At 37.2% G+C, this 18,986-nt stretch carries 14 protein-coding genes and 1 pseudogene; 7 read left to right on the top strand and 8 right to left on the bottom strand.

The features are described from left to right. Positions 1-56: 56 nt before the first annotated feature. Positions 57-1,709, top strand: a complete 1,653-nt coding sequence (locus tag FJR05_RS03055) for an alpha/beta hydrolase (RefSeq protein WP_168642757.1) — start codon at positions 57-59, stop codon at positions 1,707-1,709. A 222-nt stretch (positions 1,710-1,931) separates the two neighbouring features. Here FJR05_RS03055 and gor read toward each other — a convergent pair whose 3' ends face one another. Both gor and FJR05_RS03045 read right to left on the bottom strand, forming a co-directional pair. After that, positions 1,932-3,308, bottom strand: a complete 1,377-nt coding sequence (gor, locus tag FJR05_RS03050) for a glutathione-disulfide reductase (RefSeq protein ID WP_168642756.1) — start codon at positions 3,306-3,308, stop codon at positions 1,932-1,934. A gap of 150 nt (positions 3,309-3,458) precedes the next feature. Continuing rightward, positions 3,459-4,274 carry a sulfurtransferase gene (locus tag FJR05_RS03045; RefSeq protein ID WP_168642755.1) on the bottom strand — a complete coding sequence of 272 codons (816 nt, stop codon included), beginning with the start codon at positions 4,272-4,274 and terminating at the stop codon, positions 3,459-3,461. Positions 4,275-4,409: 135 nt separating this feature from the next. Between FJR05_RS03045 and FJR05_RS03040 the strand changes: the two genes are divergently transcribed. Further along, a complete protein-coding gene (locus FJR05_RS03040) occupies positions 4,410-5,315 on the top strand; it encodes a tRNA (5-methylaminomethyl-2-thiouridine)(34)-methyltransferase MnmD (RefSeq protein ID WP_168642754.1) in 906 nt (301 codons plus the stop codon). Between the two features lie 20 nt (positions 5,316-5,335). On the opposite strand, the gene FJR05_RS03035 is transcribed toward FJR05_RS03040, so the two are convergent. Continuing rightward, positions 5,336-6,439 (bottom strand): cellulase family glycosylhydrolase, encoded by a 1,104-nt coding sequence (locus FJR05_RS03035; RefSeq protein WP_168642753.1) that lies wholly within the window; start codon positions 6,437-6,439, stop codon positions 5,336-5,338. 16 nt (positions 6,440-6,455) lie between these two features. Continuing rightward, positions 6,456-9,935 (bottom strand): AAA-like domain-containing protein, encoded by a 3,480-nt coding sequence (locus FJR05_RS03030; RefSeq protein ID WP_168642752.1) that lies wholly within the window; start codon positions 9,933-9,935, stop codon positions 6,456-6,458. 369 nt (positions 9,936-10,304) lie between these two features. On the opposite strand from FJR05_RS03030, the gene FJR05_RS03025 reads away from it, so the two are divergent. The 4 genes from FJR05_RS03025 (at position 10,305) to FJR05_RS03010 (ending at position 13,156) form a co-directional block, all read left to right on the top strand. Next, on the top strand, positions 10,305-11,438 hold the full coding sequence (locus FJR05_RS03025) for a tectonin domain-containing protein (protein WP_168642751.1): 1,134 nt from the start codon (positions 10,305-10,307) through the stop codon (positions 11,436-11,438). Between the two features lie 82 nt (positions 11,439-11,520). After that, positions 11,521-12,060, top strand: coding sequence for an AbfB domain-containing protein (locus tag FJR05_RS03020; RefSeq protein WP_168642750.1), 540 nt, complete (start codon positions 11,521-11,523; stop codon positions 12,058-12,060). Between the two features lie 41 nt (positions 12,061-12,101). After that, complete coding sequence (locus FJR05_RS03015) at positions 12,102-12,674, top strand: hypothetical protein (RefSeq protein WP_174783559.1); 573 nt, start codon at positions 12,102-12,104, stop codon at positions 12,672-12,674. Positions 12,675-12,727: 53 nt separating this feature from the next. Further along, complete coding sequence (locus FJR05_RS03010; RefSeq protein ID WP_168642749.1) at positions 12,728-13,156, top strand: DUF6006 family protein; 429 nt, start codon at positions 12,728-12,730, stop codon at positions 13,154-13,156. 270 nt (positions 13,157-13,426) lie between these two features. On the opposite strand, the gene FJR05_RS03005 is transcribed toward FJR05_RS03010, so the two are convergent. Further along, the gene (locus FJR05_RS03005) at positions 13,427-14,770 is read right to left on the bottom strand and encodes an AAA-like domain-containing protein (RefSeq protein WP_168642748.1); all 1,344 of its coding nucleotides are present in this window, start codon (positions 14,768-14,770) and stop codon (positions 13,427-13,429) included. A 69-nt stretch (positions 14,771-14,839) separates the two neighbouring features. Further along, on the bottom strand, positions 14,840-15,397 hold the full coding sequence (locus FJR05_RS03000; protein ID WP_168642747.1) for a GUN4 domain-containing protein: 558 nt from the start codon (positions 15,395-15,397) through the stop codon (positions 14,840-14,842). Positions 15,398-15,958: 561 nt separating this feature from the next. On the opposite strand from FJR05_RS03000, the gene glmU reads away from it, so the two are divergent. Beyond that, positions 15,959-17,314, top strand: a complete 1,356-nt coding sequence (gene glmU, locus FJR05_RS02995; protein ID WP_168642746.1) for a bifunctional UDP-N-acetylglucosamine diphosphorylase/glucosamine-1-phosphate N-acetyltransferase GlmU — start codon at positions 15,959-15,961, stop codon at positions 17,312-17,314. A gap of 205 nt (positions 17,315-17,519) precedes the next feature. Here glmU and FJR05_RS02990 read toward each other — a convergent pair whose 3' ends face one another. Together FJR05_RS02990 and FJR05_RS02985 are read right to left on the bottom strand one after the other, a co-directional pair. After that, a complete protein-coding gene (locus tag FJR05_RS02990; RefSeq protein ID WP_168642745.1) occupies positions 17,520-17,969 on the bottom strand; it encodes a phosphate-starvation-inducible PsiE family protein in 450 nt (149 codons plus the stop codon). Between the two features lie 278 nt (positions 17,970-18,247). Continuing rightward, positions 18,248-18,931: pseudogene (locus FJR05_RS02985) on the bottom strand (molybdopterin oxidoreductase family protein); the annotation flags it as partial. Between the last annotated feature and the right edge of the window lie 55 nt (positions 18,932-18,986).

Here is an 18,986-nt window from a genome sequence, read left to right as displayed (position 1 = left end):
TGGGATAAAAACCGGAAAATCAGGTAGAATCTCCTAAGTTGAGGGACAAGATAAAGATGTTCATAGAGAAAAGCTGGAAGAATTTTAAGGTATTTGCAGGGGCATTTTGTGTTGTTGCGCTGACACCGTTTGTTGGAGTTAATTCTTCTGTCCACGCAGCAGATACGGTTGTGATTCGTTATGGACAGCTAGAGGAATCTGCGTCCTTGGAAGATTTAAAAAAATCTACGGAAACAGGCAAATTACCAGATAGTTTAGGAACTTATACCAAGAGAATGACTGAAGAACAACGTCGTTTTTTAGTAGAGGGACTAAAAATCAGAATTCCCATAAATGTTGCTACTTTAGATAGATTAATCAATACTCAAATTGGGACTACAATTCTCGGTGATGTCTCTACAGCTATTACCCGTCGAGATCAAGCGGGATTACAAGCTATGAAAGGGGGATTGGTTTTAGCCGCTAATTCTCCACAGGGTTTATCTATACTAAGTTTTATTGCTGCCTATCCCAGTAAACGCCTAGAAATTAATTTACCCCAGGCTTTAACTGTGGCGGGGAGTTTAAATGGTGCATTTGTCCGCACTCAGCGGTTTATGTTTGGTCTTTCTCCTCAAGTTAACCCCAAAGATATCAAAGTTGCCTATTCTCTAGATCCTACTCAAGCAGGAAGCGCACAGGTACAGACACTCAAGTTAAATTTCAATGACCAAAAGCGTCAAAGACAAATTCCCCTGGATGTTTATTTCTCTACCGCTGCAACTGCAAATAAACCTGTAATTGTCTTGTCTCACGGTTGGAGTTCGGTGCGGACTGACTTGCGTTATTTAGCTGAACATTTGGCAACTCATGGTTATGTTGTTGCGGCTTTGGAACATCCTGGGAGTAATTTCACGGCAGTCAACAAAGCTAAAAAACGACAGATTGAACCCCAGGAATTTTTAGATCGTCCCAAAGATGTTAGTTTTATTGTTGATGAACTGGAAAAAATTAACCAAACTGGGGATAATCCTCTACAGGGAAAGTTGGCAACTAATAACGTTATGGTTGTGGGTTATTCTTTTGGTGGAGGAACGGCTTTAGCATTGGCTGGGGGTGAACTACAAATTGAAAACCTGAAACAACGCTGTCAGCCAAACTTAGCTAAGGCTAACTTGGGTGAAAGTCTTCAGTGTCTAGCTCAAGCATTACCAGAAAAAACCTATCAATTTCGAGATGGGAGAATTAAACAGGCGATCGCTCTTAATCCTACCACCTCTTTAATGTTTGGGGAAACTGGGTTAACAAAAGTACAAATCCCCACATTAATCCTCTCCAGTTCCGCAGATAAAATCACCCCTCCATTAACTGAACAAATCATGGGTTTTGCGAAAATTCCCTCCCCCAAATGGTTAGTAGGTGTGGTTGGTGCTTCTCATTTGAGTGTCATAGATCCTAGTCTAACTCCATATCAAACAGAGAACTCCAATACACCTATTTTGAACAAAGAAGTAATTGGAGAACAATCTAAAGATGTGCGGAAGTTTCTCAAAGGTATTACCCTAGCAATGGCAGCACAGTTAACTCCTGAAGCTAGTCAATATGCTCCTTTTTTGACTGCCAACTACGCTCAAATTTCCTCAACTCGTCTATTTCCATTTCGCACAGTGCGAGAACTTTCTTCTGAAATGATGCAAGAAGCACAAGGTCCAGGTATGACACCTAGATAAATAATAGATTGAAGGACGAGCCAAAAAATAAAAAGGCTTGGAGGGTAAACCAAGCCCAACTTCACTCAGGGTAAAATATATAATCAATCCTATAGATTATTTATATTTTAATAATCCTTCTCAAGAGAGAAATTTGAAAATCTCAACCTCTGCACCTGAAGCAACTATCCCACGCCCCTCAGAGTGAGACGTGGGGCTTCTTGCTGCTTTAGCTAATAACAATTATCTCATGGTCACAAATTCCTCTGCTGCGGAAGGATGAATACCTACAGTGGCATCAAAATCAGCTTTAGTTGCACCCATTTTCACTGCAATAGCGACACCTTGAATAATTTCTGCGGCGCTATCTCCTACCATGTGAGCGCCGAGAATTTTATCAGTGCTAGTATCTACTATCAGCTTCATCATGGTTTTTTCTTGCTTACCTGCCAAAGTGTAGTACATGGGGCGGAAGCTGGTACGATAAATCTTGATATTATCATCACCGAATTTGTCCCTAGCTTGGGCTTCTGTTAAACCGACTGTGGCTGCTTCTGGGGTGGTGAATACGGCTGTGGCAACGGTTTCGTGACTAAATTCGCGGCGGTTGTTGCCAAATTCAGTATCAGCAAAGGCGCGTCCTTCACCAATGGCAACGGGGGTTAAGTTTAAGCGGTCTGTGACATCACCAACAGCATAAATATGAGGTTGGCAAGTTTGACTGTATTCATTCACGGAAATTGCATCTGAGGTACTGTATCCAGGTCCTTCAACCGAACTGGGAACACAATCAACTTGGGCATTTTCTAAACCTAGTGCCTCAATATTGGGACTGCGACCTGTTGCTACTAAAAATACATCAGCAATGATGGGTTCTTGGTCTCCAGACAAGGTTAATTTCAGTCCTGCGTCTACTTTTTCTATTCCTGTCACCACAGTATTTTGGATAATACGAATACCATGATTGATCATTCCTTCTTGGATACTGGTACGGATATCTTGGTCAAACCCGTTTAAAATTTGCTCTTTGCGGATAATCTGGGTGACTTCTGAACCCAAACCGCGCATAATACAGGCAAATTCACTGCCGATATAACCAGCGCCAATGATAGCAATATGTTTGGGTTGGGTTTTTAGGTGAAAGATTTCATTGGAAGTAATACCGTGTTCTATACCGGGAATTTCTGGTTTAATGGGACGACCACCGACAGCAATTAAAATTTTCGCGGCTGTATATTGTTTCCCATTGACTTCGACGGTATGGGGGTCTATGAAGGTAGCACGACCGGAAATTAATTCTACGCCGGCTTTTTCTAAAAAGCTGATGTGTAGTTTGGAAAGTCTGTTAACTTCGTTATCTATGGATGTGATGAAGTGTTCCCAGTCAAATTTTACATCTCCCACTGTCCAACCATAACCTGCGGCTTCTTGGAATTGGGCGGGAAAGTGAGAACCGTAAACCATGAGTTTTTTGGGTACACAACCACGAATTACGCAAGTACCACCAACTAAATCATATTCGGCGATCGCCACTTTTGCCCCATAACTAGCCGCCCGTTTAGAAGCAGCCAAACCCCCAGAACCAGCACCAATCACAAATAGGTCGTAATCAAAAGTCATAATTTTCTACTTTTTTCACTAAAAATAGGCTATTGAACTATATATAGTCAAGTTGCCTAGATTTAATCTAACGTAACTGACAACTGACAACTGACAACTAACAACTAACAACTGACAACTGACAACTAACAACTGACAACTGACAACTAACTAATAACTAATCCAATCACTCCAACTACCAGCGTAAAGTTTAGCGGTGGAAATTTCAGCTATGGCTAAAGAAAGTAAATTTACACAAGCTGTGACACCAGAACCACAATAAACTAAAATTTCTTTATTGGTATCTATATTTTGCCACCGTTGAGATTGTGCTAACTGGGGAATTATGCACCCAGAAGCGTCCGTTACTTCTTGCCAAGGATAATTAACAGCACCGGGAATATGTCCAGCAATTTTATCAATTGGTTCTTTTTCTCCTCGATAACGTTCTCCTTCCCTAGAGTCTACTAAAACCACATTTTGACTATCTTTGTGATTTTTAACATAAGTAAAATCTACAACTTTATTTTCTTGAATTTGGGGAATAAATATTCCTCTTTCAGCAGTAGGAATGACATCTGTAACGGCATAACCCGCTTTTTGCCAACCAGAAAAACCACCATCTAAAACAGCTACTTGTTCATGTCCTAAATACCGCAATAACCACCATAAACGAGATGCAAAAGCCAAGCGAGAATCATCATAAGCTACTACTAAAGTTTTTTTGTGATTTACCCCAATTGCTGAGAATTTTTCAGCTAATTCTGTAGTATTTGGTAAAGGATGTCTGCCTCCATGTTCTTGTACAGGACTAGATAAATCTTGATTTAAATCTAAATAATAAGAGCCTGGGATATGATTAGTTTGGTACTGTTGTTTTCCTAATTGAGCATCAGCTAAAGAAAACCGACAATCAACAATCACAACTTGAGGATTATTGAGGTTTTCAAACAACCATTCTGGAGAAACAATAAATTGATTATTCATAAGTAATTGGTAATTGGTAATTGATAATTGGTAATGACTCACCCAGGCTTTCTTCTTTCTTCCTCCTGACTCCTGACTCCTGACTCCTGACTCCTGACTCCTGACTCCTGACTCCTAAAATCCTAAAATCCTAAAATGTCAAATTTAGAAGATTTTACACCCCAACAAACCCAAGATGGTTCTTTTACCTTTTTTTCCACAGAATTTAATCAAGCTTTTCACAGCCACTATGGAGCAAAACAAGAAAGTTTACTCAAGTTTGCTGTTCCGACTCGATTACCAATATTAGCCGAAACGGGATTTGTGCGGCTGTTAGATATTTGTTATGGTCTAGGATACAACACAGCGGCAGCTTTACAGACAATTTGGCAAGTAAATCCTCGTTGTCGTGTGGAGTTGATTGGCTTAGAACTAAATTCCCTTGTCCCTCAAGCAGCAATTAACCATCAGTTATTTAATGACTGGGACGACAAATATATAAAAATTTTAACTGAAATAGCGTTTGAACATCAAATCCATATAGATTATTTACAAGCTACTTTACTAAGTGGTGATGCTAGAAACTTAATTCTCCAAGTACATGAATCAGGTTTTCAAGCAGATGCAATTTTTCTTGATCCCTTTTCACCTCCGCAATGTCCACAGTTATGGACAGTGGAATTTATCCAAAAAGTATCAGAGTGCTTGAATCAAAATGGGTTACTGGCTACTTATTCCTGTGCTGCGGCGGTACGGAATGGGCTGTTAACTGCTGGTTTGGTTGTCAGTTCGACTGCACCGATAGGAAGACGGACTCCGGGGACTATTGCGGGACATCCTCAACATGAAGAACAATTAAAATCCTCTTTGCCGCCTCTTTCCCAAGCTGAAGCAGAACATTTACTAACTCGTGCGGCTATTCCTTATCGAGATCCTAATTTAAACGATACCGCTGCAATGATACTGAAGCGACGACAAGATGAGATTCAAGTCTCTACATTAGAATCCAGTTCACAATGGCGCAAAAGGTGGCCAAGACAGGGATTGAAGACACTTTGCTAGTTTGTGCCAGTGGTATCGGCCTAAATCCTGGAAGTCATCATGGCAGGTGTAACAGAGGTATTTTTGATACTGTAAGGGCTAGAAATTGCCACTTCAGTAGCCCATCCTGGCTTGAGATTCTGGAACAAACGATCAGGAGTCATGTCCATATTAGCACAAAGAGGATCATGATAACCGTTGCCAGGTCCCCACTCCCAAGCATACCAGCCAATTTCGTGTTTGTGACATTCTTCTAAGATGGTTTTGTAGTCAATTTCTCCATCTGGACTACATCCACTTTTATTTTCACCAGCATAAGCTCCAAATTTGGAGAACTCGCCCACTATTAGGGGATAACCTAGATTAACTGACTTTTGCAACTGCGATCGCACAAAGTTGGCATCAGCACCATTAGATATACCCCAATAAAGGTGAACTGAAAATAGCAAATTGTTGTCTGGGTCAGCTTTGAGTAAAGTAGATGCAGTAGCATCGAGGATACCGAGATTTTTACCCCAGTCGGGAGCATCTATTACTAAAGGAGTACGGATTCCTGCGGCTCGCATAGATTGAATAGCTGTTGTATAACCATCAATAAATTGAGCTTCATTCACCTGATCATTTCCAGCTTCATTGGCAATATTAACTAATAGATATTGTTGATATTTCTGGATCAAATTCACAACATTAGGTTGCACCCAGTAGTCAACTAATGTCTGGAGACGATTCCATTCTCCTGTGGCATCATGTAACTCAATCATGGGAATAAGTTGATTATTTATAGCACTACCAATAAGTTGATCCAGGACATTAATATCTGTTGTCCCTTGTTGAGTTGTCATAGCCCAAACAATTCTGACTGTATTTGCCCCCGTTTTGCGAATTTCTGGGAAGGAAATACTGCCAGTGGGATCTTCTCCATCCCATACGGACATTTTGTTAACTCCGCGCAGAATGACTTTGTTACCAAGCTGATCATATAGGTCTCTACCCTGGATATAAAAAGTAGTTCTTTGAGGAGTGCTGCGATTAATTTTTTGACGTTTCTTTTTGAACTTAGCCAACTTAGCAACAGCTTCAGGGGAAAACAATAAATTAGCAGCGAAACCAACTCCAAACCAAGTTAAAAATTGACGACGATTCATAAATAACTCCTTGTTTTTAATTGCAAATATTTTTATCAGTCTTGTTCACTTGCGGATTGTTTTTAAGATAATCATTTAACCAGTTACAACCTCTATGAATTAGTTGATCAAAATCGAGAGTTTCCGCATTCCACAGTTCAATAAGTCCATCATCACTGACAGAAGCAATTTTTTGTCCATCAGGACTGAAACTGACATTCAAAAAAGCATAACCACGCCCCTCAAGAGTTTTAATTTCTTGACTAGTTTCTACAATCCAAAGTCGAATTGTGCCATCAGAACTAGCAGAAGCTATAATTTTGCCATCAGGACTAAAACTAAATCTAGTAACTCCCGCAGTATGACCTTTGAAAGTTTTGAGTTCCTGGCCTTCTAAACTCCAGAGTTTGATGGTTTTATCCTGACTACTGGAAGCAATGATCTTACCATCAGGACTGAAACGAACATTAGTGATATAACTATTATGTCCTTTGAAAGTTTTCAGATTTTTTCCCTCTAAATTCCAAAGTTTTATTGTACCGTCATGATTACCAGAAACAATCATCATACCATTAGGACTAAAATTAACACTGCGAACCTTACCACCATTTCCTGTCAAAGTTATCAGTTCTTGATGATTTATATTCCATAGTTTGACCGTACCATCATAACTAGCAGTTGCCAGAGTTTTACCATTAGGACTAAAGCTGAGATCAATAACTTGATCATTGTGTCCTTTAAAAGTTTTAATATTTTGACCATCAAGACTCCAAATCTTAACCATTTGATCAAAACCTACAGTAGCAATTGTATTACCATCGGGACTAAAGGTAATGTTCCAAATTCGATTCCAATCAAGATTACTGTTGGGATTAATAGATTTGAGTTGTGGCCCATCAATACTCCAAAGTTGAATAGTTTTATCATCTCCTGCTGAAGCAATGATTTTACCATTGGGACTAAAATTAACAGCCCAAAGAGAGTCAGTATGTCCAATGAAAGTTTTGGGTTCTTGATCAAGATTCCAAAGTTTAACTGTATTGTCAGCGCTCGCAGAGGTAATGATTTGATTATCGGGGCTAAAACTCACACTAAAAACAGAATTATTATGCCCTTTGAGAGTTTTTAATTCTCTACCTTCAATACTCCACAATTTAACTGTGTTGTCAGCACTACTAGAAACAATTGTTTGACCATCTGAGCTAAAGCTAACACTAATAACATAATTATCATGTTTGCCAATGGTTTTGAGTTCTTTTCCATCTAAATTCCACAGTTTAATAGTGGTATCTCCTGCCGCAGTGACTATGGTTTTCCCATTTGGACTAAAACTAACACCAAAAATAGATTGTGGACTCGCTCTAAAGGTTTTGATTTGTTCTCCATTTGCACTCCATAAGATTAGGATACCCCCTAAATCAGCCGTGACGATGTTTTTGCCATCAGGACTACAACTAATGCTCCAAATAGGAAATTTATGACCTTTGAGAGTTTTAATTTCTCTGCCATCAATACGCCAAAGTTTAACGGTATTATCTTGATTAGAAGCAGCAATTATTTTACTATCGGGAATAAAACAAAGGCTACTCATGAAATTATCTTGGTTATCTTGCCCTTTTAAAGTGATTACTTCTTGTCCATTTATTTCCCAGATTTTGATAGTATTATCTGCACTTATAGCAGCAATTATTTTACCATCTTGGCTGAAATTAACACTTCTAAAACCTTGATTATTTCCAGTAAATTTTCTAATTTCTCTGCCCTTAATGTTCCATAGTCTAACTGTATTATCTTCACTAGCAGTAGCAATCATTTGACCATTGGGACTAAAAGTTACACTTCTAACTGAATCATTATGTCCTTCTAAACGATTTTGTTCTCTGACTTGATAAACTGCTCTTTGTAATGCTAATCTTACAGATTCTTTAGTGTTAGCATCTGTCCAAGTTGCTGATTTTAATTGCATGGCTGCTTTTAAAGCGGCAATTAAAGCATCAAGTTCTCTATTTGAGTTTAATAAAGCATGAGAAGAGATGCTCAAAGATGTAATTTTTTCTAGTTGTATATCTTTGATCATCATATTTGCCCAAATTCCAGTAGACATCGCTGTAACTAGGGTAATTGCTAATACTCCTCCTCCAATCTGAATCTGTTTTTTAGCTTTTTGATTAGCTACAAATAAAACATCATTTGCTGCTGCTAAAATTCCCGATGATTCTGCTTCTACTTGTAATCTTTTTTGAACATCTCGCTTTTCTAATTCCTGACTAGCATCTAAAAATTTACGATCTAAATCGCTTAAACCTTTATCTGCGGCCCAATTCCGAGCCTCTTGTAAACTTTGACCATGTAACAAACGCGAGTCATCTTGAAAATTTGAACTCACCCAAATATTTAACATTTGTGCATAAGGTCGAATATTTGCTAAGACTTTATCTAGCCATATTTGATTAAATATTTCCGCATAAATGCAATTATAAATTCTCAGTTTTCCCTGTTGTTTAACAATTAATCCTGTTAGTCGTAATTGAGTTTGTTCAGGGCTATCATCGGCAATTATTTCTCCATTATGCAATATTTGCTGATATAATCCCAATAATCGCCCAGTTTGATTTTCAGAACTTTGTAAAATTCGATCTCTAATTGTTCGCAAATGTTCTGGTTCATCCTGTGCTTCCCAATTTTCGATAATTTGAGTTTGGACTAATTTCTCTATATATTCATTTTCTTGAAACTCTGGACATAAATTATTAGAATTACAAATTAATTGACAAAGCTTTTGGGTTAAAAATGGTTGTCCTCCAGTCCACTTTAACACTTCTGCTAATACTGCTTTTGGTCTAGAAACTATATCCTCTAAACCTTTTATTAAAGATTCTACTTCATTTAATTGAAATCCATTTAATTCAATAGCCCGTCCAATATTAAAAGGAGTACGATTTTTATCAGCAATTAAATTAGAGGGAGTTGCTACACCTAACAAACAAAAAGTGAGGCGTTGATATTCTGGATTATCTGCCCGTTGATTATAACAAGCACGAATAAAAGCAAAAAAATCATCTTTAAAATTTATTCTTAAAATACTGTCAACTTCATCAATAAAAATGATAATTCTACCCGGAAATTCTGTTAATAATACATCATCAATTAATTCACTTAATCGTTGTTTTGGTGGTAAAAACTCCCGTTCTCTCCACCAAGTCCCAAAATTCACTTTTTTGGATAAACCAAAACCCCGCAACAACTCAGAAACAAATCCTCCATACCATTCAGCAGGTGTAACATGACTGCCAATTCTGGTTAAATCAACAGAAGCGCATTTTATCCCTTCCTCTTTCAGTTGTTTCATAGTATGTACTCGTAAACTCGATTTACCCATTTGCCGCGAGTTTAAGACATAACATAGATCACCATTTTTCAAGCCTTCATAGAGATCAGAGTCAGCTTGTCTAATCACATAAGTAGGATGCTGATATTCTAGGCTGCCTCCTAGTTTATAGTAATTGAAATTTGTCATAACGTTTAAGGGTTAAACTTCAAGAAATTATTTTTCAAATCAAATATAAAGGCCAAGTAAATTGATTAAAGTGAATAGACATCTTGTGAAAATGAATGTAGAGACGTTCCGCCGGAACGTCTCTACAAGGGTTGTAGAAAACGCATATTTAATTTTCACAAGATGTCTAATTGACTCTACTTTAGAGGATTTTTCTATCAAAAACATATATTTTAGGATTTACCTGACTTTTTATGACATTTACTGACTTTACTAAAACTACTCAATTTAACCACTGATTTTTTAGGTATAGACAGCGATTGAATTAAAGGACATAATCTTAGTTAACAAACAGAAAACACATAAAAACTTTAACTCAACAGAAAGATTATGAAACCTAACTTTATTAGCAAAAGCCTAATCACATTATTAATTTTTGGAGCAATTTTAACTTCCGGCAGTTCCAGTCAAGCGGCGCAATTAATTATTAGAGCAATTGAATGTAAATCAGTCTCTACAGGTATTAGTCCTGGTGTTCTTAACGCCATTTTTAAACCACTGGCTGCTGTAACTCAAGCACTGATTTCTACAGCCCTCCCAGGGGATTTAAGTGAAGCCAGTAAGCTAATAGCCGCTATTCCTGACGTAGCCCAAGCTATTGATAGTGCTGGTGGGGGAGATCCTGACGATCTTTATTTAAGTTTGTCTAATGAACCAAAAAGAGATTTAGCAATTTGGCCAGCGCCAGGAAAAGATTATGATATTAGTAAAGGTCAAGTAGTTCGTCCTAATCTCACACTTAATTTTTCTAACGTTATTGATGTGAATTTCTGGGAATATGACAGTGGCAGTAAAGATGATTTTTTAGGTCGCTTAACTGTTAATGAATCTGAAGCTGGTGGCGGTGGTGGTTATCAAATCTTTTCTAGAAATGGTTCAAATTGGGATCTAGTGGAAGGTGCAGCCACAGACATAGCTGTTAATTCTGATGGTACTCCTTGGGTTGTAAGTTCTGATGGTAAAATATTTCAAAGAAGTGGTAATTCATGGCAACAAGTCCCTGGTTGTGCCAAAAAAATTGCGGCTGGTGGTGGTAAAGTTTGGCTATTAGGTTGTGCAAATAATGGCAATAGTGGTTATCAAATCTTTACTTGGAATGGTTCAAACTGGGATTTAATGCCAGGTGCGGCGGTAGATTTAGCTGTTGATTCTCAGAATATTGTTTGGGCAGTGAACGCACAGGGCGGCATATTTCGTAACATCAATTCTCGTACCAATGGAAACATTATGAAAAAAGGTGATCCTTGGAAACAAGTTGCTGGTTGTGCCAAAAAAATCGCAGTTGGTGGTGATAAAGTGTGGCTATTAGGTTGTGCAAATAATGGCAGTGGTGGTTATGAAATCTTCTCTAGAAATGGTTCAAATTGGGATCTAGTTCCCGGTGCGGCTGTAGAAATTGCCGTTGATGCTACTGGTACTCCTTGGATAGTTAATGCTAATGGAACAATATTCCGCGCCCCATAAAAGTAGGTTGGGTTGACGCAAGGAAACCCAACAATATCAAACTTCAAAGCATAATTCAAATCAATAGAAAATTGGAGCAATAATGAAATTTAACCTACTGAAAAAATTCCTGAGTATTTCAACTTTAGGTTTGTCAGTCTGTGGGATTGTGCTAACATCATCATCTTCAGCTTACGCCCAATATAAAGGTTTGTACGGTCAAGTTCACTCCTTTGCTTCGTCTAACTTTCCCGATCGCTATATTCGCCACAGAAATTTATTGGGCTACTTAGAACCAATCACTGAAGAACTCGGAAGGAAAGACACAAGTTTCAAAATTGTTCCGGGATTAGCGGATAGCCGATGCTCTTCATTTGAATCTGTAAACTATCCAGGTCACTTCTTGAGACACAAGAATTTCCGAATCCAGTTGTCAAGGATGATCAATCAGCAGCTTTTTAGAGAAGATGCTACCTTTTGCATTAAACCTGTAACGTTTGGTAGGAATGATCATTTTGCATTTGAATCCTTCAACTTGTATGGATACTACATCCGACACAAGAATTTTGAGTTGTGGCTAGAAAGATCAGATGGTAGCAATTTATTTCGACAAGATGCGTCATTTATGATTAACATGCGATAAATTTATTGAGTCTCACTGTTACAAAATATTGGAGATATTTCATGTCATTAATTAAATTACGTCAGAGTCACAACTTACTTACCAAAGGCTTATTAACTAACATTTTCACTGTTGCTGTTAGTTCAATATTGTTAACCAACATTGGTATTAATCAAGCACAAGCTTCGTGTGCAGCACCTTATAGCAATCTTGATTTTGAACAACAACCCTCCTCTTATTGGCAAACAGAAGGACGTGCAGGTTTTGATATCAAGAAAGGATATAGTTTTAAAGGTGAAAATAATGCCTGGATGCGGAATGTTTCTGGTTGGAATGGCATTCGTCAACAAGTACGGCTGAAACCAAATTCTAACTATATTTTGGAGGCTTATGTAAGAACATCAGGGAATGTTACAGATGGATATTTCGGAGTTCGTGATAGTCAACAAAAAGTTTGGTCTGAACTCAAATTTGGTAGTTTACCACAATACACAAAATTGACACTACAATTTAGAACTGGTAATGCTTCAAGTTACAATATTTTTACAGGTTTATGGGCTTTAGGACAAGATAGTTGGGTGCAAGTTGATAGTTTTTCTTTAAAGGGTCCAAGTCCAGACTGTCCTAGCCAATAGTTATTTTCATGAGTTTTTATCAATTTACTTCGTCAATCAAAATTATCAAAGTTATGAAATTACTCCAAAAATGTTTGTTAGGTTTAGTGCTGATTCCTTCTGGATTATTATTTAATCTTGGTACAACTAATGCCTCACAGGCGATCGCTCAATGGTATTTTGGTACATGGGATTGCACTATTGACGGTCGTAGTGCCAAAATGCAGTGGCTTGTCGTTGATGATCCGCAAACTAGCTGTGATGGTGATGTCTGTAGAACTACATCAGGGGTGAAGGTTGTAGGACGGTTCAGCGATAATGGTAGTGCATGGGTGCCACTAGCAAAACGTTCCGCAAATTCCAATTCTCTCTCAATTCGTTATTTAGGTCAAGAACAAGACAACTGGTTTTTAAGATATAATGCTAAGTCAGGTCAGGCTACTGGTTGGACTACTTGGAGAGGTAAACGTTATCCTTTATCTTGTGCAAATAAAAGACGTTAGTAGCAAATTTGCACAAATATTGCGTCTCTTTATTTCCAAAAGTTAGAATCATGGGTTATAGGATTTACGCATTGACAAGATTCTCCAAATATGTAACGTGAATTTTATCCCTTGTAGGGTGCGTCAGATAGAGGAAATCTGTTTTTTTGTCAAAATATCGTGTCTGACGCACCCTACTCAATAGGTTATTCCCAAAGCCGAAAACGACGCAATTTCGTTCATTCATATCATGGCAAGTTTGTACAGTGCGTAAGTCCTAGGTTATTTGTTTTAATTTGCCAAATGTTCCCGAAAATAATGTTGATATAACTGATAGCTTGGGATTAATTTATCGCCTACTCTTTTAACTAATCCCATACTATATAGTTGATATGCTTGCATTGTTTCTATACTGATTGGTTCGGTGGCTGTAACTACTTGAATAAATGCCTGAGTTAAATGAGGGTTTACTTTAAAAGTATGCAAGAAATGCCTTAAATGTTCTTCATAAATTCCAGCATTTGTTGAGGCATTTTGTAATAGTTTTTCTAGGGTTATCTCCCCAAGTGCCAGATGATAAAGTGCTAATCTGATTAAATATGGATGCCCGCCAATTATAGACATTAATTCCTGTATTTGGGTTCGATTATAATCTAGTTGATGATGATGGGCTAAAACTTCTATTTGTTCTTTGGTAAACTCTGTTAATTCTACCACTAAACCAACATTAAATGGTGATTGATTGATATCCAATGAACCATAATTTTCAGTAGAATGGACTACAGCTAATCGTAATTTTTCCCAAATTTCTATAGTTTTAGCTTCTTCATGCCAACTCCGTAACATGGCAAAAAAACCTTGAGAAATTTCAGGATATTGAAATACTCTATCTACTTCATCTAATGCCAAAACTAAATTATTATTGATTTCTGCTAAAATATGATCTTCAAAATATGTGGTGCAATTAATAATGCTACCTCTATATTCATCCCAAGATTCATTTAACAAAGAAGGTAATTTTAATTTGTGGCTAACATAAGCACAAAACCAGCGCAAAAATTTATCTAAATTACTAAAAACTGTTGTTTCTGCTTGCAAAAAGTTGAGGCGGACTGTATGATAATTTTGCTGATTTGAATGAGCGATAATTCTATCAAGTAAGGATGTTTTACCCATTTGATTTGGGGCTTTAATCCGAATTAGAGAACCAGCCTGAAGAATTGTGTCATAACAGCGTTCTTCTATAAGATTTCGTTGGATGTAAAATACAGAATTTAGAGGGACTGAACCTTTCGGGTATTCTGGGACAAATTCATGTTTGATGTTATGAGAACTCTCTTGATTTAATTCTATCGGGAGAATGTTATTATTTCTCAGGTGTGAACGTTCAACTGCTGCACGAAAATTAGTTTTATTAACTTCTTCTCCTAGTGCTTCTGAAAGTAGTTTCCACAATTTAAAACCTACATCTTGACGGAGATATTTAGCTGCATAACCTTCCTTATTAGCAATTTCATCATAATTAAAACCTTGCCAAGATCCTTTTAGAACAATTATTTCTACATCTTTCAGGTGTCTATTAAGTTTGTTAAAGATAGCCGTATCTAAAATTTGTAATCCTTCTTCAAAGTTCATTATTTATCCTGAATATTATCTTTGTGTTTCCTAACTCCACAAATGAATTGAATTTTGTCAAGCTACTTACTAAATCTTGCAAAATGCCGCACGGGGAATAAAACGCCAACCACTAGCACCACCAAAACCCCCACCAACACCATAATCTGATAGAGGAATACCCGGTAAATGTCCTTGAGGTGCTTTTAAGGAATAAATGAGATTATTGGTATTAATAGTTCGATAACCACCCAAAGCTGTTGAATCTTTTGTATACCAACCCACACGAATCACAAATTTTCTATAGATATTTTCATCAAAATTAGTTTTACCTCCAAAATCTTGCCAGATTTTGCGTTGTACACTAAAACCAAAGCGATTTTTACTGGATTTTAGCCAAAGTTGGTTTAAAATTCCCAGATGATTACAGGGAAACTTATTCATTTCATCTGCGGTAAGATAATCATCACCAGATTTTGAAAACATCGCCATTTGTTTCCAAGTTTCTAAGTCAGCTTCTCGCCATTTACCTGCTGCTAGTAATTTTTTTAGTCGAGTGTAATTTGGTTGTTTAGATATATGGGGACGTGAATTAGGTTTTGGCTTTGCTTCTATACTTGAGGGAACAATACTAAATAGAGTTATCATTCCACAAAAAATAGATAATAAGCACTTGTTTGTAAAAGTCATCATAATTTAATGTTAAAAATCCAGAAATCTAGTTTGATTATACTCAACACGGCTTATTTATTTGATGATGTGGGTAGGGGTAAAGCATGAGCTAAACCCCTATAAATCTAGGTTTTTTGTAATTTATTGAAAGTTCATGTCCCAACCGTGTTGAGTATACCATGTCTGATTTGAGAATAAGACCCCACTCTGCAAGCGAAGAGGGGAATAAGAAGTTTTTTTATGGGTTCTGGTGTACGCAGTTCACGATGGCTACTTATATAGACGGGTAAGAGGCAATAGGATTATAGAAGATTAGCGTTTATAAGTTTCTAAGCGCACAAATCAAGCTATAGACAAGAAAAATCAAATAGGAGTCCTATATATTGCTGATTATATACATATTTTTTCAGAGACAGTACATTCTTTGTGATCTAAAATTTTCAGAAGACTCCCACCATAGATAATTAACTGATATGATCTGACCTGGAAAGGAGCAAGTCAAGAAAGCATTTATCGCTAATTTACTGATATTTAATTATGGTTGTTGTAGCAATTCTCGCCGCTGGAAAAGGAACAAGAATGAAATCTAATCTACCCAAGGTTTTACATTCTTTGGGTGGAAAATCTTTAGTTGAACGCGTGATTGAAAGTGCTGAACCTCTTTCACCTTCCCGGAGATTAGTGATTGTTGGTTATCAGTCCACAGAAGTAAAAACAGCTATGGATTCTATTGATGGTTTAGAATTTGTAGAACAGGCTGTACAATTAGGTACGGGTCATGCTATTCAACAATTACTTCCCTGCTTGGAGGGTTACACTGGAGATTTATTGATTTTAAATGGTGATGTGCCTTTGTTACGAACGGAAACTTTAAAAAATTTCTTACAAATTCACCAAGAAAATAAAAATTCCTGTACTATTTTGACTGCACAATTAGCAAATCCTCAAGGTTATGGGCGGGTTTTTCGGAATAGTGAGGGTATTGTCCAAAAAATAGTTGAGGATAAAGATTGTACTCCTACTCAAAGAGAAAATAATCGGGTGAATGCTGGTATTTACTGTTTTAGTTGGCCTGATTTGGCTAAGATTTTACCAGATTTGCAAGCTAATAATGCTCAAAAAGAATATTACCTGACTGATGCTGTTACTCAGGTGGGTAAGGTAATGGCTATAGATGTGAAAGATGATCAAGAAATTTTGGGAATTAATGATAGATTGCAATTAGCAACTGCTAATAATATTTTGCAAAGACGGATTAAGGAAAAATGGTTGTTAGCAGGTGTGACGTTAATTGATCCGGCGAGTATTACTATTGATGAAACGGTGGAATTACAGCCAGATGTGATTATTGAACCGCAAACCCATTTGCGCGGAAAGACGGTGATTCAAGCTGGTAGTCGCATTGGTCCAGGAAGTTTAATTGAGAATAGTGCGTTGGGTGAAAATGTCACGGTTCTCTATTCTGTAATTACAGATAGTGTGATTCAATCTCAAACTCGAATTGGGCCTTACGCCCATTTACGTGGTCATGCTGAGGTGGGTGTAGGTTGCAGAATTGGTAATTTTGTGGAGTTGAAAAATACCCAATTAGGCGATCGCACTAATGTAGCACATTTATCATATTTAGGTGATACGACAACGGGAACTCAGGTTAATGTTGGTGCGGGGACAATTACTGCTAATTATGACGGTGTGAAGAAGCATAAAACAATAATAGGCGATCGCAGCAAAACCGGTTCTAATAGTGTGTTAGTTGCACCTATTACTGTCGGTAATGATGTCTACATAGCCGCAGGTTCAACGGTGACGGAAGATGTCCCTGATGATTCTTTGGTAATTGCACGCAGTCGTCAAGTTGTCAAACCAGGTTGGAAAATGAAAACTGTAAATTAATATTTTCTAGGGTGCGTTGATTAACGCACCTTTTTATGCAGAACTTTGATTAAGTAGGTGAACCGAAAAATTTAAAGGTATGTGAAGAAAAGTAAAATCGCCCAAAACTCTCTTCCTGTTCCCTGTTCCCTTGCCCCAACGACAATTTTTAACGCCAACCTACTTAATTACTACTTAATAAATTACCTATTCTCACCGAGTAATTTTATTTTTGGTGACTACTCCGAATTATCCAATAACTAATGGATAGGGCAAGAATCGCAATACCCAAACCAATAATTTCTATACCTTCAGTTACTTTTAAATCAAGAATAATAATTTTTCTGGCAATAGCAATTAAAGAAGTAACAATAACTAATTCAACTTGTAAAACGTGCTTTTTGAGGTAGCCAGTAATGTTTTCTAAAATTTCTAAAGCAATTAAAACATTGAGAAATAAACCAAAAGTTTGAAACAATGTCTTACTAAAACTACCTTCTTCTGGAGAAAGTATTTCCTTAAAAATAAATGTTGCTAAATCACCAAGCGTGGCAAAAATTACTATTACCATAAGTAGAGATAGTAATTTAGCAACTATTATTTCGACAATTTCAATCAAATGAATAAAGCTTTTATCACTGGTAAGTTCTAGAAAATTTTTAATGAACCTTCTCATTTGATACTCCTTGATTAAAATTAAATTGGAAATTACGAATATAAAACAAAAATCCTGTAGATAAATCTCAAGGATCAAAAAGCATCAATATATTGTCTACTTTCACAAACTTTACAGTTTTAGAAAGTGCTTTCAAAACTAATAGTTTCTTACTTAGATTGTAAAATTAATTGTGATCATTCTTTGACAATTTAGGTATCCAAAGAAACAATCATAACCATTGATAATTAACAATAGATTACGTAATAAATTCCCAAATCGGGAATATAGTTAAAAGCTTACCATTGGGAAGACTGAAATTGATAATTTTTAACAGTAGATTCTACAGGAATTGGTACTAATTGTACAGCACAGGCTTTTAACTCTGGCTGAAGGGAATCAGGACAAGCCTCTGAATGGGTAAGAGTGTTAGCTTCAGCATCATCCGCCCATAGCTTACCCCAGTGCATAGGCACAAAGACAGTGCCGGGGGAAATAGCTTTTGTGATTTTAGCGGGAAACTTAGTTATACCACGACGCGATCGCACTTCTAACCACTGGTTATCAATAATACCCAAAACAGCAGCATCACGGGGATGAATCTCAATGAATGGTTGGGGGTGCAGTTTGCGAATTTTCTCAATCCTGCCTGTCCGTGTTTGCGTATGCCAATGTCCATATAGTCTACCAGTAGTTAATATAAAAGGATAATTATCATCCGGTGGTTCAGCAAGTCCTTTAGAATAATATGCACCAAATTTAGCGCGTCCGTCAATTGTGTGAAAGCGTAAGTTAGTATATAGACGTTTAGTTTCTGAATTACTACCATCTGAATAAGGCCAATGAGTTGGACCTTGTGCAGCTAAAAACTCATGACTTAAACCCGACATATCACAAGGACGCTGACGAGTTAACTGGACAAATTCTTGATAAACTGCGGCGGAATTTGGGAAATTAAACTTATCAGTAAAACCTAATCTTCTGTAACTGTTCACACTCCCCCACTAAAAAGGAATTAGGAAGTAACAGGGATAGGAG

This window comes from Dolichospermum sp. UHCC 0259, from assembly GCF_009711935.1.
Classification (GTDB): domain Bacteria; phylum Cyanobacteriota; class Cyanobacteriia; order Cyanobacteriales; family Nostocaceae; genus Dolichospermum.
This window is presented reverse-complemented; position numbering and strand designations above follow the sequence as displayed.